Raw genomic sequence first — 16,303 nt, 5'->3', positions numbered from 1 at the left:
CTTAGCCCTCTTTGGTCACCCGCATCACTTCCTCAAGGGTTGTGATACCGGCTTTTACCTTCGATAAACCGTCGTCTCGAATACTCGGTGTATGGCTACGAATGGCTTTTTCAATCGCCATCTCACCCGCTTCAGAGTGGATCAACTCTTGCACTTGCTCATCCACAATCAACAACTCATGAATACCGGTACGGCCACGGTAACCTTTTTGGTTACAGGCCTCACAGCCTTTGGCATGGTAAAGCGTCAACGGCGCATCAGGCGTTAAGCCAAACAGCTTCTTCTGCGCGGCATCGGCTTCATACGGTTCACGACAGTTTTTACATAAACGACGCACCAGACGCTGCGCCAGCACCCCCAACAAGGAGGAGGAGATCAAGAAGGGCTCAATGCCCATATCGCGGATACGGGTTACCGCGCCGATCGCGGTATTGGTGTGTAACGTCGACAAGACCAAGTGACCGGTCAACGACGCTTGTACCGCAATCGCCGCCGTTTCTTGGTCTCGGGTTTCACCGATCATCACCACATCCGGATCCTGACGCAAAATGGCACGCAACGCGCGGGCAAAGGTCATGTCCACTTTGGTGTTCACTTGCGTCTGGCCGATCCCGTCGATATCAAATTCAATCGGATCTTCTACGGTCAGGATATTGTTTTCTTTGCCGTTCAGTTCCTGCAAGCCCGCATACAAGGTCGTGGACTTACCCGAACCCGTCGGACCGGTCACCAAGATGATCCCGTGCGGACGTTCGATAATTCGGCGGAAGTTCTCATGGATCGCCGGGGTCATGCCCAAGCTGTGCAGATCCAAGCGAGTCGCGTTCTTATCCAACAAACGCAATACCACACGCTCCCCGTGAGAAGACGGCATGGTCGACACACGCACATCGACGGCACGGCCACCGATACGCAGTGAAATACGGCCATCTTGTGGAATACGCTTCTCGGCAATGTCCAAGCGCGCCATAACCTTAATACGTGAGACCAACAACGGCGCCAATTTACGGCTCGGGTGCAGCACTTCACGCAACACACCATCGACCCGGAAACGGATCGACAATTGCTTTTCAAAGGTTTCGATATGGATATCTGACGCGGCTTCTTTGATCGCTTCGGCCAGCATGGCGTTGATCAATTTAATGATCGGTGCATCGTCTTCCGACTCTAACAAGTCTTCCGTTTCCGGCAGCTCTTCGGCCAGCGCAAAGAAGTCGTCGTTATCCGAGCCCAGATCTTCCATCAACTGACGCGCTTCCGACGAATCTCGCTGATAGGCTTCGGTTAATTTTAGTTCAAAGGCTTGCGGATCCAGTTCACTCGGGGCAAACGGGCGACCGGACACACGGCGGATCTCGGCTAATACCCCGGCACTGAGTTGGCCGGAGTAGAACAAGGTCATGTCGTGGTCGATCACTTCCAGCACCACACGGTGGCGCTTGGCAAACGAAAACGGTAACCGGAAGCGCGGCTGGGCCTCTGGCTGCAAACGCGCGTCATCCATTATTTATCACCCTCTAGCTGCGCGACAAAGGCACGCACTTCAGCCGGTAGCGCGATGTCATCGCCGTACTTCGGCAGCAACGGAGTGTCCGTGTTCGGCATCAAGCGCAGGCCTTCCTCCTGACGGTACAACTGCTCCGCGCGGATGTAGTTGTACTTACGCTGGGTAATACCGTCCGCCGTCACGCCATCACGAATGATGGTTGGCTTGATGAACACCATCAAGTTGGTTTTTGCTTTGGTGGTATTGGTCGACTTGAACAGATGACCCAATACCGGGATATCGCCCAACAATGGAATTTTCTGCTCACTTTCGTTGGTCTGCTCTTGGATCAAGCCACCCAACGCAATCATCTGGCCATCTTGTACCAAGACGGACGTGGTGAGCTGACGCTTGGAGAAACGGACATCCACCGCCCCGTCTGCGCCCAATACGTTTGATACTTCTTGTTCAATTTTCAGCTGGACCGAGTCACCTTCGTTGATCTGCGGCGTCACGTTCAGCTTAATACCCACTTCCTTACGTTCAACGGTCTGGAAAGGGTTGTCATTGTTTGAGCTGGAGGTCGAGCCCGTTACCACCGGCACTTCTTCACCGACAATGAACGAGGCTTCACCGTTATCCATCACCGTGATGCTTGGTGATGACAGAATATTAGAATTACGATCGGACGCCACGGCATTCACCAGCATGGTCCAGTCGCCCATCACGATACCCAGCGCCGCACCGTTCACGCCGCCCAGTACACTGGCCAGCGTACTGAAATCACCGTCTTCGGTAATGGTACGGACTTGTTCGATACCGTTGGCATCAATATAGGTTTCGCTACGGGTGGTTTCTTTGGCATCTTCCAGACCGACGGCGTACTGCGAAATAGGGACACCGGAGTTACCAAACTGCACCACGCCCCCATCGAGCGTGCCCCACTGCACCCCAAAGTTGATACCGTCACCTTCTGACAGTTCAACAATCATGGCTTCAATCAAAACCTGCGCACGACGAATATCCAACTGCGCAATGATGTTTTCCAGCGCGCGCATAATATCTGGCGGCGCGGTCAGGATCAGCGCATTGGTATCGACGTGGGCGGAAATCATCACATCATTTTTGCTACGGGCCGATTTGCCGTTACCGGTCTTCTCAGCCTGCAGGTTGTCTGATACCCCTTTCAGGACATCGACCATGTCTTCGGCATTGGCGTACTTCAAGTACACCACGCGGTTATTACCGGATGATGCCATTTCTTTATCTAGCTGACGGATCAAACGCTTCAGGCGCTCACGCACTTTCGGATCGCCGGATAGCAAGACCGAGTTAGTACGGTCATCCGCCACCAATTTTGGCTGCAAGAATTGCGGGGTCGATTTCGCGTCTGCTGTTTTGTTCAGGGCATCGACAATACGGACCATTTCTGCGGCCGAGGCATTACGCAACTCGACCACGTCGATTTCTTTATCGCCCGCACGGTCAACACGCTCAATGATTTCCGCCAGACGGTTCACGGTAGCGGCACGGCCCGTGATCATGATGATGTTGGCCGGATCGTAGTGCACCACGTTACCGGCACCGGCGTTATCGTTCAGCTGACGCAATAGCGGTGACAACTCACGCACCGACACGTTACGTACCGCAATAACACGCGTGACCACTTCATCACCTTTTACGGTGTTGTCGTCACCCACCACAGGAATAGCGGAAATTTTAGCGTCTTTGTCGCGCACGACTTTCAGCACGCCATTATCCATTTCAACCACAGCGAAACCGTAGACTTCAAGCACGTTGAGGAAAAATTGGTAATACTGTTCATCATTAAGCAGATCATAGCTGCGCACATTCACTTGGCCACGCACTGCAGGGTCGACAATGATTGTCTTTTGCAGGTTACGACCAACAATGTTGATGAACTCCTGAATATCGGTTCCTTTGAAACTGGCACTAAACTCACTTGCGAGTGCTGAGCTACACATCAAGCTGCTCAGTAGCCAGAGGGCACTTTTACCCATCCATTTTTTCACAAATAACTCCTGCGCTATCGCATGTTCGCCTTGAACCACTACTACTGCAGTTCAATGTAAATATCGTGTAACTGACCTTCTCGTTCGACAGTCAGCGTAAAGTCCGTGGCATTTGACAATTCCGTCCACAATTTTGCCATCACGGCCGCATCGGTTAAGTCATTGCCGTTTAGACTTACCGCCAGATCATTGGTTTGCAGACCCACTGCATCAAACAATGCCCTGTCTTTACCGGGATTCACACGGTACCCCACCAGGGCACCATCCCGCTTCACCTGAGACAACCGAATATAGCTAAACAGCGATTGCGGTTTCTCAAGAATTTCTTGCTTAATACGCCCTAACTCAGAAGCGGGTTTCGCTGCTGGCTTGGTCGCCGGTTTCTTTGCAACCGCAGGACGTGCAGGCGTTGATTGCGCCGACTTATTAAAGTCGACGCCATCGAGCATCAAGGTTTCATCACGACCGCCGTTACGGATGATCACACGGTCGGCATACACCGCCTGCAACGTCGCGCGGGTGCCATCGATGTTCTCGTCAATGCCGTAGGTATTTTGTTTGCCACGGTGCGTGATCACCGCCAGGGCCGTTTTGGCGTTCGTGCTCGCCACCAAGCCAACTAAGGTGAGATTTAAGCGGGTTTCTGGCGCATCTTGCTTCACCGGCTGTTTTTGCTCAATCACGGGGGCATTTTTCTGATAACGGCCGAACAAGTTCATGGCCAAAATCTGCGGTACATCATCACGCCCCGCGGCAACAGGGCTGCTGGCGGTGACCGGTGCCGGTTGCCAACGGGCAGGCGCCACTGTCGGTTGCAAAAATGCCCACACAAGGCGCCCTAGGATCCAAGCAAAGATAATGACCAAGAACCACGTTAGGAGGCGAGTGAGTGAGCGAATGGAAACCCCGCGCTTCGACTGCAGTGCCCCTAACCAATTTGCTGCTACCATGAAAAATCCATTGTCCTGCGGAAATTAATAAATAAGCGTGAAGCTAAGGACTTCACAGGATACCGTTACAGCGGTGAAACAGCATCGTAAAATTGCTATTAGATAACATATTGCCAAAAGAGATCACGGAAAAATCACATCAACTATCAATAGACTAGCTATTTTATGCAAGATATTCCGAAATTGTCGTTGAAATCCCGAGTCAATATCACCATTTAATTACTCTTGACCACCTGCTGACGCTGTGTCGGCAATATGGTACTTTTAGCGCCCTTTGGCGAAGGAGCAAATTGTGGGCCAGCACACATCCCATTCGGACACCTTGCAAGTCCGTCTTGATAAATGGCTATGGGCAGCACGTTTTTACAAAACACGGTCCATTGCCCGCAATATGATCGATGGCGGCAAAGTGCATTACAACAGTCAACGTACCAAACCCAGTAAACTGGTTGAGGCGGGGGCTGAACTGCGCATCAGACAAGGTAATGAAGAAAAAACCATCATTATAGAGAAAGTGTCTGACAGCCGTCGCGGCGCTCCTGAAGCACAAACCCTTTATCGGGAAACGGAAGAAAGTCTGAAACTACGCAGTGAGCAGGCGACCTTACGCAAGCTCCATGCCTTTGACAGCCCGAGTCCCGTGAAGCGTCCAGATAAAAAACAGCGACGCGATATAATTAAGTTTAAAAGTAATTCCAATTAGAGAGATTAGGTAACAAGATCGTGAAATAGTTTCACGATCGTGGAACTAAGCCGCAAATTGGAACTTCTAGTCACTTGCTGGAGAATACAAGCTAATGACAAATGACAGTCTACACCGTTACCTGTTCGACGGTGCATCCGTACGTGGTGAACTGGTTCAGCTCAGCGACACCTACCACCAAATTATTGCTAGTCAAGCCTACCCAGCACCCTTACAAACCCTGCTTGGTGAACTGCTTGTGGCCACCAGCCTACTGACAGCCACCCTGAAGTTTGAAGGGTCTATCACCGTGCAACTACAAGGTGATGGTCCAGTAAAACTGGCGGTGATCAACGGTGACCACCAGCAGCAACTACGCGGTGTGGCACGTTGGGACGGTGAGCTACCGACCACGGGCTCTATCCATGATTTGATGGGTAAAGGCCACATGGTGATCACGATTACACCAAACAAAGGTGAGCGTTACCAAGGCGTGGTTGGCTTGGAAGGCGACAGCCTAGCGGCGTGCCTAGAAGGTTACTTCAACAACTCTGAGCAGTTAAAGACGCGTATCTGGCTGCGTACTGGCGAATTCGAAGGCGAAGCAAAAGCCGCAGGCATGTTGCTACAAATCATGCCGGATGGCCAAGGTCAGGAAGGCGACTTCGAGCACCTAGAGCAATTGACCAGCACCGTGAAAAACGACGAGCTGTTCAGCTTGGACGCGCAAGATGTCCTTTACCGCCTGTACCACCAAGAAACGGTACAGCTGTTTGACCCACAAGCCGTATCGTTCCAGTGTGGCTGTTCTCGCGAGCGCAGCGCAGCAGCGATCTGCTCCATTGACCGTGCGGAAATCGAACGCATTGTCGCAGAAGACGGTAAAATTTCTCTGCACTGTGACTATTGCGGTAGCAGCTATGATTTCGACAACGTTGATGTCGCTGCGCTATTTGAAAATGCGACAGACAGCAACAGCAACCAGGTGCATTAATTAGTCGCCCTAATTAAGCCTGAAAGATAATTACATAAAGCCAGCGCCCTGCTGGCTTTTTTTATACCTTTTCCGCATCGACCCACCCGTCCTGTAATTGAGTAACACGCTAACTCCCGCTTTTTTCAGGAGAAATATTAATCACATGCGCTGGCGCACACCCTTCACAGCACGGTAAACTTATTTGCTCTAATCATTCAAAACTTTTACTTATCCTTAACTTTTTAATGGTTAATTTTTGATAAACCTCCCTGATTTACCCCTTTAGGGTTGCTAGCATGGTCAACAGTTAAACAACATCTTACCCAAGGAGCACCTATGACAGTCATGAACGTCGAAAAAAAGGTTGCAAAAAATATGGACCTATCACAATACGGTATCAGCAATGTTACAGAGATTGTTCGTAACCCGAGTTATGAAACTCTGTTCGAGGAAGAGACCAAACCGGGCCTAGAAGGATACGAAAAAGGTATCGTTACGGAGCTTGGGGCTGTTTCTGTTGATACAGGTATTTTCACCGGCCGTTCACCGAAAGACAAATTCATCGTCAAAGATGACACCACTAAAGATACCCTCTGGTGGGCAGACCAAGGCAAAAACGATAATAAGAGCATTGGTCAAGAAGCGTGGAATGATCTGAAAGCACTAGTCACCAACCAACTGTCAGGCAAACGTCTGTTTGTGATTGATGGTTACTGTGGCGCCAACCCTGATACCCGTCTTTGCATCCGCGTTGTGACTGAAGTAGCTTGGCAGGCACACTTCGTGAAAAACATGTTCATCCGCCCTACCGATGAAGAATTGGAAAGCTTTGAACCCGATTTCGTCGTGATGAACGGCGCGAAGTGCACGAACCAAAACTGGGAAGCGCACGGCATGAACTCGGAAAACTTCACCGTGTTCAACCTAACAGAAAAAATGCAGCTGATCGGCGGTACCTGGTACGGCGGTGAAATGAAGAAAGGCATGTTCGCTATGATGAACTACTTCCTTCCGCTGCAAGACATCGCATCCATGCACTGTTCAGCCAACATGGGTAAAGACGGTGACGTGGCCGTGTTCTTCGGCCTGTCTGGTACCGGTAAGACAACCCTGTCTACCGATCCAAAACGTGCCCTTATCGGTGATGATGAGCACGGCTGGGATGACAACGGCGTGTTCAACTTCGAAGGCGGCTGCTACGCGAAGACCATCAACCTGTCGAAAGAGGCTGAGCCTGACATCTACAATGCGATCCGCCGTGATGCACTGCTAGAAAACGTCACAGTACGCAGCGACGGTGCGATTGACTTCGATGACAACTCGAAGACAGAAAACACCCGTGTGTCTTACCCGATTTACCACATTGAAAACATCGTTAAGCCCGTATCAAAAGGCGGTCACGCAAACAAAGTGATCTTCTTGTCTGCCGATGCCTTCGGTGTGCTACCACCTGTGTCTAAGTTGACACCGGAGCAAACCAAGTACCACTTCCTGTCTGGCTTTACCGCTAAACTGGCCGGTACTGAGCGCGGCATCACTGAACCAACGCCAACGTTCTCTGCGTGTTTCGGTAACGCGTTCCTGACGCTACACCCAACCAAGTATGCAGAAGTACTGGTTAAGCGAATGGAAGCCGCGGGCGCTGAAGCTTACCTCGTGAACACTGGCTGGAACGGCTCTGGCAAGCGTATCTCTATCCAAGATACACGCGGCATTATCGATGCGATCCTTGACGGCTCTATCGATACCGCTGAAACCAAGCACATTCCAATCTTCAACCTGGAAGTTCCAATGGCATTGCCAGGTGTGGATGCAGAAATTCTTGACCCACGCGATACGTACACTGACCCACTACAGTGGGAAAGCAAGGCAAAAGATTTGGCAGAACGCTTTATCAACAACTTCGACAAGTACACGGATACGGCCGAAGGTGCAGCCTTGGTGGCAGCGGGCCCTCAGCTAGACTGAGCCTGACTCCCGTCAATAAAAGCCCCTTATCATAAGGGGCTTTTTTCGTTGTGTTTGCGATACGCTGACAAAAAGCACCGCTGCTCACCTTGCAGCGCACCCACTTTTCCCGCTTAATATTGATATCGACTGTCACCACGTCAGAGAGTGTGTATGCGCCTGTTCGGGAAACTCACCGCTACTATTGTTATTCTTTTATTGCTTGCGGGAACCGTGGGATTGACCCTGCTGCACACCCGTTTTGCCACGCCGCTGGTCCTCTGGACAGTCAACCAATTCAGCCCGTATCCGGTGAGCGCGGCACACATCGACTACCACATTCGCCAACCACTCACGCTGATCATTGATCAGCCACAGCTTCAGCTCGATGACACACAAACGATCCGCGCCAAACGCCTGTCCTTGTGGCTCAGTCCGCGTACATTTGTACCGAGCGCCCTGATTCCGACTACCTCAATGCCGAGCAATCGCTGGCACTGGCAATTTGATACGCTGCTCATTGAGGCACCGCATCTGCCGGCCACGCTCACCCCTGCGGCGCTCACACAACTTGACGTCACACTGCCCCGCCTGCACACACGTCGTCTGGCGATCCGAGATTTCACCGGTCAATGGGATGGCGTACAGTTCACCGACAGCCAATTAGAATGGGATAACTGGTCCACGCAAGCCGATGCGAGCTCCCCTTTTTGGCAGCACTTTACTGGCAATGTGCGTGTCTCAGCCAACGCCATCCAGTGGCAGGACATCACGCTCGACAACGTGCTGATCGATGGCGAACACCACGCGGGACACTGGACCCTCTACGGGGTATCGGCCAACGGGCAACACGCCAACTTCAATGGCCAAGCGGTGTACGATGCCACGCGTCATCACCTTACTGTGCCACAATTCACCGTGTCTGACGGGCAATGGCAATCCTCCGATCCGTTATCGGTTCTTCAGCCCTACCTCGATCGTTTAGTCGCTTCCCCGCTCACGATCACCCTTGAGCGGGTCGATATTCTCGACAGCAGTGTGGAATCGCCGTCTCTGACTCTCAATCATGCCAGTCTGTCACTGGAAAATTGGCACTGGCCACACGGGGTGTATGCCCAGTCTGACGCGCTATTTTCCTTCAGCGCCGACAGTGGGCGCTGGCAAGAGACCGCCTTTTCTGAGCCCTTGCTGGAACTGACCTTCTCGCCGCAGCAGATCAGGTTGCAAGGCGGATCTATTCACCTGCTTGAGGGGTACCTGCAAGCCGAAGGCACAGCCCGCCCCGACCGCCTTGATCTTCAACACCTCACCATCAACGGCGTCAAAGGCTTCTTACCGCCATCGGCAAGCACGGCCCTGACACACGCTTGGACCACGGTACGCAGCAGCGAGATCGGGCGTACGTTGACCACGGTCACCATCGATCAACTGGACATCAAGCATACTCATCTCACTGCCAGTGATCCGGCGTGGCCGTGGCAGATCAGCGGATTACAGGTCGACGGAAAACAGCTCACACTCATGCAGCAAGGGCTGCTTGGCCTGTGGCATGGTTCGCTCACCAGCAGCGCCCATTTTGCCAGCCTGAATACAGTGGATGTGCTTGAACCTTGGATTGAAATCACGGCCGATCAGGGGGCGTGGCAACTGCGCCAAGCCATCATTCCGTTTAAGGACGGATTACTCACGGCGAATGGACAATGGGCGCGCAATCAGGAAGGGCAACCGTGGCAGATGCAACTGACCGGTGACAGCCTGCCAACCCGATTACTGACACAATGGCTGGCGATACCGTTACCACTAGCAGGAAAAATGGATCTCGAAGGGGAAGCAAAAGGACTGGGCGAGAACCGCGCCAGTTTGGCGTATAGCCTAGCAGGATCGCTGACGGCCGCTTTCCGCGACACCGCCTTAACCGTCACACCCGACCATCTTTGGCAGCAATGGGCACAAAAAGCAACAGAGTCAGCACCCACACCTGCAATCACAGAAGCCGTCACAGAAGCAACAACAGCAACAACCGCGGCGGCAGCGACCGCGACCGCAACAACGACACCGATCACGGGATCCCCCGTTACCACCGAGGCACATCAACCGGTGGCGCTGTCCCCGCTGCAGATAGACAGTGAACGCGGGCAAATTGTCATTGCCCCGTTAACCTTGAGCAGCCACACCTTGCAGGCCACGCTCAATGGGACCTGGGATATGGCCGATCCGAACGCCCAAACCTTGCACATGGAGGCTCAGCAAGGGTGCCAGCAGCTACAGCGCCACTGGCAAGCCGATCACGCCTCGTTATCCGTGTCGACATCCTCCGCATCGGCGTGCGACGGAAATAACATATAGGTCCCCGAAAAGGTGGCAGCCAGGGTTTCATCACTGTACACCTGTACCTTAACCATCACGCGCCCTTTACGGCGCTGGGCCAGACGTTCGACATCGCCTTGCAGATCTTCCACCGTCACCACCGCCCGCGGCCGTTCACGCACCGGGGACAGATAACGGATGTGGCTGTCAGCCAAAATGATATCAGCGTCGAGTTTGCGCTCTTTAAGCAGCATCCAGACAAACCCCCACCCGGCCAACGTGGCCATGGTGAAAATACTGCCGGCAAACATGCTTTCATTGGGGTTAAGATTGGCATTGATCAGCGCACTGACCTCAAACCGGTAACCGGTGTACTGGCTGATCCGCACCCCCATTTTTTCACTGATGGGGATTTGTGCTTGCCACAAGGCTTGCAGTTCCTGACACCATTCAGGGTGGCGTACCACCTCATTCATCGGATCCAAATGCTTGAGCATTTGTTGATGACGCACCGGCCCGCGCTCTTCACTCAACTCACCCTGACTGGCAAACCCACTGCGGGCATAAAACGGGATCGCATCCTCCCGTGAATTACACACCAAACGCTTGGCGCCTTCCTGGCGCGCCAGCGACTCAAGCGCCATCAGCACAATCGCGCCCATGCCTTGATGACGGTGATCCGGGTGCACCGCCATATAGCGGATCTGACCATCGTTATCGGGCGTCATGTACAGCCGCCCAATCGCAATGGTCTGCCCGTTGTCGCTCACAATCATCCGGTGACAGCTCATCGCATCATACGCATCACGTTCCGATCCCACCGGCATCCGCCAAGGCTCTCGCAGCATCCGCCAGCGAAAATCGTAATAGCGGGCTAACTCGTCGTCCGTTTTCGGTGTGATCAGTCGAAACATGCCATCCCTCTCCTGCTTATTTCTGGGCCTGCGCCCGTGTCTTTATCTGTGCTTATACCTGCAACCAGAATGTCACCGGCCCATCATTGAGCAAGGCCACTTTCATGTCTGCCGCGAAAATACCCGTTTCCGTTGGCATGTCTTTCTCTTTGCAGATCGCCACAAAGTGATCATACAAACGCTCAGCCTCTGTCGGGTGTGCGCCCGCCGAAAAGCCCGGACGCATACCGCTTTTGGTATCCGCCGCCAACGTAAACTGCGACACCACCAGCACACTGCCACCGGCTTGTTGCACATTCAGGTTCATCTTGCCGTTGTCATCTTCAAACACACGGTAGCCCAGTACCTTATCACGCAATCGCTGCGCTTTGGCTTCATCGTCCCCTTTTTCGACGCCCAGTAACACCAACAATCCTTTGCCAATCGTGCCAGTCACCTGACCGTCTACCGTCACACTGGCTTCGCTGACGCGTTGAATAAGTGCAATCATGTTTTCCTTACCTTTCCTGTTCTTTACTGGCGTGTTCACTGCCAGCTTGTTCGTAATGTGTTTTTGCGTGACTCACCGAGGCCGCGTGATCGGGCGTTGAGGTACCATGATGAGAATGCATAAGCGCGTCTAATTCCGCCACCGTCGGGACGGTCGCTTGAGCCATTTTACAGTCAGGGTGCCAATGCTTACGTTCCCCCAGGCTGGCCGTGATCTCCGCGCCAAACAGCACGATACACCAGCACAGATAGACCCACACAAACAGAATAGGCACCACCGCCAACGCCCCGTAAATCACCTGATACGACGGGAAATTGGAAATATACAGCGCAAAGCCTTTTTTACTGAGCTCAAACAACACACTGGCGGTCACCGCCCCGATCAAGGCATGGCTAAACCGGACCTTGGTGTTCGGCACCAACAGGTACAGCCCCAAAAAGGCACTGCTCGACATTAAGACCGGCAGCCAACGTAACGTGCGCTGGAATAACCCCGTCACGGCTTCACTACCGAGCAGGTTCATCGATCCCAAATACGAACTGACGGCAATGCTTGACCCCACCAAAATCGGCCCCAGCGTGAGTATCATCCAATAAATCGAGAATGACGTGACCAGCCGGCGCTTTTCGTGCACCCGCCAAATGTAATTAAGGGACTGATCGATAGAAGAAATCAGCATCATCGCCACCACAAACAGGGCGCCGATCCCCACTGCTGTCATCTTGCCGGCATTGGCCACAAACTCATTGAGGTACTCTTTCACTACCTCCCCCGCCGCGGGCACAAAGTTCTCAATCACAAAGTTTTGCAACAGCTCGCCCAACCCGGCAAACACCGGAAAGGTCGATAACGCCGCAATCACCACCGTGATCAACGGCACCAAGGAGAGCAGGGTCACATAGGCCATCGAGCCTGCCGTCACCGTTAAGCGGTCGTGGCTAATACGGTGGTGAAGATAGCCCGCATACGCTATCACAGTCTGCACGGATTGCGACCACCCGTGCTTGCCAGTTATGTTTTTGTCAGCCATAGTCATGTCAATACTTGCTTGTTTTCTCTTTTAAAAAACCCGTTAGAGAAGATTCTAGAACACTTGGAGATCCTTATGCCCTATCTACTTGCCATCCTACTCAGTCTGACCACATTAACGGGGTGTCAAAGTGCCTATTATTCTGCCATGGAACAAGTCGGCATACATAAGCGTGAGATCATGGTTGATCGCGTCGAAGAGGCCAATGAAGCCCAACAAGAGGCACAAGAGCAATTTACCAGCGCGCTGGATGCCCTGAAGGCGGTGACCCAGTTTGATGGTGGTGATCTGGAAACCGTGTACAACCAAATCAATGATCAATATGAAGCCAGCAATGATGCCGCAGAAAGAGTGAGCGAGCGCATTGCCGCCATTGAAGATGTCGCCGGTGCCTTGTTCGATGAGTGGCAAGATGAACTGTCACTGTACACCAGCGCGTCGCTGCGTCGCGACAGTGAACGCAAACTCAACAGCACCAAAGCGTCTTACCAGCGCATGCTGACCGCAATGCACCGTGCAGAAAAGAAAATGACGCCGGTACTCGATACCCTGCGCGATAACACCCTGTACCTCAAGCACAACCTCAATGCGGCCGCGATTGGATCGCTGCAAGGTGAGTTTAGCAGCCTGCAGCGAGATATTCAGCGCGCCATCACCGATATGGAAGCGGCCATTGCCGAGTCTGAGCGTTTCATCTCACACCTCAACAAAGCCTAATCTACCGCGACCGCATTAACGCGTAAGTCGGGCCAGCACCCAGTTGGCCCGCTCCGCGACCGTTCCCCATGGCACCTCAACCACCTCATACCCCAACGCCTGATACGTCATGAGTAACTGCTGATGGATCTGCACCGCTTCCGCAAAGCTGTGCGGGCGCTCATCATCTTGCACATAGATAGCCTCATGCGGCGCACAGAAGAACACCACGGGGTGGTAGCCTTTCGCCGACGCAAGGTAAGCCTCACTCACAGGCACGCCGCCAATGGTCAGGTACGCGCAAATATCGCCAATGGCACGATCCACAAAAGCCGGTACTGTACCGCGTGCCGCTTGCGCGCGTTGCTGTCCCATAAGATCCAAGCATAACGCCGCAAAGCGCGGCAGATCGGTCCACGGCAACGCCCCGTCAGGCAGTTGTGCCTGTTCACGGATCAAGGTGCGAGATGCTTCTGGAAAGGTCAGGTAACCCCGATCAGCCAAGGCCGCCAGCAAGGTGGTTTTCCCCGCCCCGGGCCCGCCGGTAATAATCATCGGTTGCATCATGTTTTCTTCTGTCGGTGTTAGGTAAGCGCACTTTTCTCGGCGCCAGATACAACAATCCCCCCATGGTCAGACCGATGGGGGGATTGAATTAACGGCAATTAACTAGTAATTACTTACCAGCACGACCTGCACGTTTACGATCGTTTTCAGTCAGAAGCTTCTTACGAATACGGATGCTTTCTGGCGTTACTTCTACTAGCTCATCGTTATCGATGAATTCTAGTGCCTGCTCAAGGGTGTACTTGATTGCAGGAGAAAGTGTTTGCGCTTCATCAGTACCAGAAGCACGAACGTTTGTTAGCTGCTTACCTTTAAGACAGTTAACAGTCAGGTCGTTAGAACGGTTGTGAATACCGATGATCTGACCTTCGTAAACTTCGTCTGCGTGCTCAGCAAATAGACGACCACGCTCTTGTAGGTTGAACAGTGCGTAAGTCAGTGCTTTACCGGTTGCATTTGAAATCAATACGCCGTTGTTACGCTGGCCGATAGTACCGCCCTTGTGATCGCCGTAGTGATCAAATGAGTGGTAAAGCAGACCTGAACCTGAAGTTAGCGTCATGAACTCAGTCTGGAAGCCGATAAGGCCACGAGAAGGCATCATGAAGTCCATGCGAACACGGCCTTTACCATCTGGTGCCATGTCAGTCATCTCACCTTTACGTAGGCCGATGTTTTCCATGATACCGCCCTGATGCTCTTCCATCACGTCGATAGTTACGGTTTCAAACGGTTCCATTAGCTGGCCGTTCTCTTCTTTCAGAATTACTTCTGGACGAGATACTGCAAGCTCGAAGCCTTCACGACGCATGTTTTCGATCAGGATAGACAGGTGAAGTTCACCACGGCCTGATACGCGGAATTTATCTGGATCTTCAGTTTCTTCAACGCGTAGTGCAACGTTGTGTACCAATTCTTTCTGCAGACGCTCAAGAATGTTACGTGACGTTACGTACTTACCTTCTTTACCCGCGAACGGAGAGGTGTTTACCTGGAACGTCATCGTTACTGTTGGTTCATCAACAGATAGCGGAGTTAGCGGATCAGGGTTGTTCACATCACAGATAGTGTCAGAGATCTTAAGCTCGCCAAGACCAGTGATCGCGATGATATCACCAGCAGTTGCTTTCTCGATATCGTGACGCTCAAGACCTAGGTAACCTAGAACTGTACCCACTTTACCGTTACGCTTCTTACCGTCAGCACCAACAACACAAACCTGCTGGTTTGGTACTACAGAACCACGCGTTACACGCGCAACACCGATAACACCTACGTAAGAGCTGTAGTCAAGCTGAGAGATTTGCATCTGTAGCGGACCATCAACGTCAACGTTTGGCGCGTCAACGTTATCAACGATAGCTTGGAACAACGGTTCCATGTTCTCGCCAGTCTCGCCTTCTTCTAGGGTTGCCCAGCCGTTTAGTGCTGATGCGTAAACCACTTTAAAGTCTAGCTGTTCGTCAGAAGCACCTAGGTTGTCGAATAGGTCAAAGATTTGATCCATTACCCACTCAGGACGTGCGCCTGGACGGTCAATCTTGTTGATTACAACGATTGGCTTCAGGCCGTGTGCGAACGCTTTCTGTGTTACGAAACGCGTTTGAGGCATAGGACCATCAACGGCATCAACGATAAGAAGCACAGAGTCAACCATTGACATGATACGCTCAACTTCACCACCGAAATCGGCGTGTCCTGGGGTATCTACGATGTTGATACGGTAGTCATTCCAGTTAATCGCTGTGTTCTTAGCAAGAATGGTAATACCACGCTCTTTTTCGATGTCGTTTGAATCCATTACGCGTTCTTCAACTTCACCGCGAGACTCTAACGTGCCAGACTGCTGAAGCAGTTTGTCAACCAGGGTAGTTTTACCGTGGTCAACGTGTGCAATAATTGCGATATTTCTTAATTTGTCGATCTGTTGATTAGACATGGATTTCACATTCACTCAGAACATGCAGCGGCCGGATGGCGCCACTTGGTTAAAAAAACGGCTCATAATCTAACAGATTTTACGCTAAAACCCACCTAATATGTGATTTATATCACCGCCTTTTTTTCATCCGCTGTTTATTCCCTGTTTTTTTCTGCTTTTTCCGTCAAGAATTCTCACAAATTTGCCGTCTTTTACCGATTTATTCGTCATCACGCTGATTGACAATATGCCGGGGTGGGCTAATGTAGATACGCATCGCCCTGTCGGGAATGTCAGGCACCTG

The 16,303-nt window shown here is 52.2% G+C and carries 12 protein-coding genes and 1 pseudogene; 5 read left to right on the top strand and 8 right to left on the bottom strand.

Annotated features, from left to right (window positions below):
• Position 1: 1 nt before the first annotated feature.
• The 3 genes from gspE to gspC are packed head-to-tail and all read right to left on the bottom strand — an operon-like array spanning position 2 to position 4,469.
• The gene (gene gspE, locus ACSF8W_RS22385) at positions 2 to 1,504 is read right to left on the bottom strand and encodes a type II secretion system ATPase GspE (RefSeq protein WP_500849306.1); all 1,503 of its coding nucleotides are present in this window, start codon (positions 1,502 to 1,504) and stop codon (positions 2 to 4) included.
• Positions 1,504 to 3,519: a type II secretion system secretin GspD gene (gene gspD, locus ACSF8W_RS22380; protein ID WP_500849305.1), complete on the bottom strand. Its 2,016-nt coding sequence runs from the start codon at positions 3,517 to 3,519 to the stop codon at positions 1,504 to 1,506. The genes gspE and gspD overlap by 1 nt, the downstream gene beginning before the upstream one ends.
• Positions 3,520 to 3,560: 41 nt before the next feature.
• Positions 3,561 to 4,469: a type II secretion system protein GspC gene (gene gspC / locus ACSF8W_RS22375; protein WP_500849304.1), complete on the bottom strand. Its 909-nt coding sequence runs from the start codon at positions 4,467 to 4,469 to the stop codon at positions 3,561 to 3,563.
• A gap of 292 nt (positions 4,470 to 4,761) precedes the next feature.
• Between gspC and hslR the strand changes: the two genes are divergently transcribed.
• The 4 genes from hslR to ACSF8W_RS22355 all read left to right on the top strand — a co-directional run bounded on the left by hslR (position 4,762) and on the right by ACSF8W_RS22355 (position 10,420).
• A complete protein-coding gene (hslR, locus tag ACSF8W_RS22370; RefSeq protein WP_500849303.1) occupies positions 4,762 to 5,172 on the top strand; it encodes a ribosome-associated heat shock protein Hsp15 in 411 nt (136 codons plus the stop codon).
• Positions 5,173 to 5,266: 94 nt separating this feature from the next.
• On the top strand, positions 5,267 to 6,145 hold the full coding sequence (hslO, locus tag ACSF8W_RS22365; RefSeq protein WP_500849302.1) for an Hsp33 family molecular chaperone HslO: 879 nt from the start codon (positions 5,267 to 5,269) through the stop codon (positions 6,143 to 6,145).
• A gap of 318 nt (positions 6,146 to 6,463) precedes the next feature.
• The gene (gene pckA, locus ACSF8W_RS22360) at positions 6,464 to 8,095 is read left to right on the top strand and encodes a phosphoenolpyruvate carboxykinase (ATP) (protein WP_500849301.1); all 1,632 of its coding nucleotides are present in this window, start codon (positions 6,464 to 6,466) and stop codon (positions 8,093 to 8,095) included.
• 153 nt (positions 8,096 to 8,248) lie between these two features.
• Positions 8,249 to 10,420 (top strand): AsmA family protein, encoded by a 2,172-nt coding sequence (locus ACSF8W_RS22355; protein ID WP_500849300.1) that lies wholly within the window; start codon positions 8,249 to 8,251, stop codon positions 10,418 to 10,420.
• Here the strand turns inward: ACSF8W_RS22355 and ACSF8W_RS22350 are convergent.
• The 3 genes and pseudogenes from ACSF8W_RS22350 to ACSF8W_RS22340 form a co-directional block, all read right to left on the bottom strand.
• On the bottom strand, positions 10,360 to 11,295 hold the full coding sequence (locus tag ACSF8W_RS22350) for a bifunctional GNAT family N-acetyltransferase/hotdog fold thioesterase (protein ID WP_500849299.1): 936 nt from the start codon (positions 11,293 to 11,295) through the stop codon (positions 10,360 to 10,362). The genes ACSF8W_RS22355 and ACSF8W_RS22350 overlap by 61 nt on opposite strands.
• 52 nt (positions 11,296 to 11,347) lie before the next feature.
• Positions 11,348 to 11,785, bottom strand: a complete 438-nt coding sequence (gene dtd / locus ACSF8W_RS22345) for a D-aminoacyl-tRNA deacylase (RefSeq protein ID WP_500849298.1) — start codon at positions 11,783 to 11,785, stop codon at positions 11,348 to 11,350.
• 127 nt (positions 11,786 to 11,912) lie between these two features.
• Positions 11,913 to 12,815: pseudogene (locus ACSF8W_RS22340) on the bottom strand (virulence factor BrkB family protein); the annotation flags it as partial.
• Between the two features lie 75 nt (positions 12,816 to 12,890).
• Here ACSF8W_RS22340 and ACSF8W_RS22335 point away from each other — a divergent pair.
• A complete protein-coding gene (locus ACSF8W_RS22335; RefSeq protein ID WP_428477589.1) occupies positions 12,891 to 13,532 on the top strand; it encodes a DUF2959 domain-containing protein in 642 nt (213 codons plus the stop codon).
• A gap of 15 nt (positions 13,533 to 13,547) precedes the next feature.
• Here the strand turns inward: ACSF8W_RS22335 and ACSF8W_RS22330 are convergent, their stop codons facing one another.
• On the bottom strand, positions 13,548 to 14,075 hold the full coding sequence (locus ACSF8W_RS22330) for an AAA family ATPase (RefSeq protein ID WP_500849328.1): 528 nt from the start codon (positions 14,073 to 14,075) through the stop codon (positions 13,548 to 13,550).
• Positions 14,076 to 14,187: 112 nt separating this feature from the next.
• Positions 14,188 to 16,017, bottom strand: a complete 1,830-nt coding sequence (gene typA, locus ACSF8W_RS22325; RefSeq protein ID WP_500849297.1) for a translational GTPase TypA — start codon at positions 16,015 to 16,017, stop codon at positions 14,188 to 14,190.
• Positions 16,018 to 16,303: the final 286 nt, after the last annotated feature.

This window comes from Photobacterium sp. 270122K (assembly GCF_059941365.1).
This window is presented reverse-complemented; position numbering and strand designations above follow the sequence as displayed.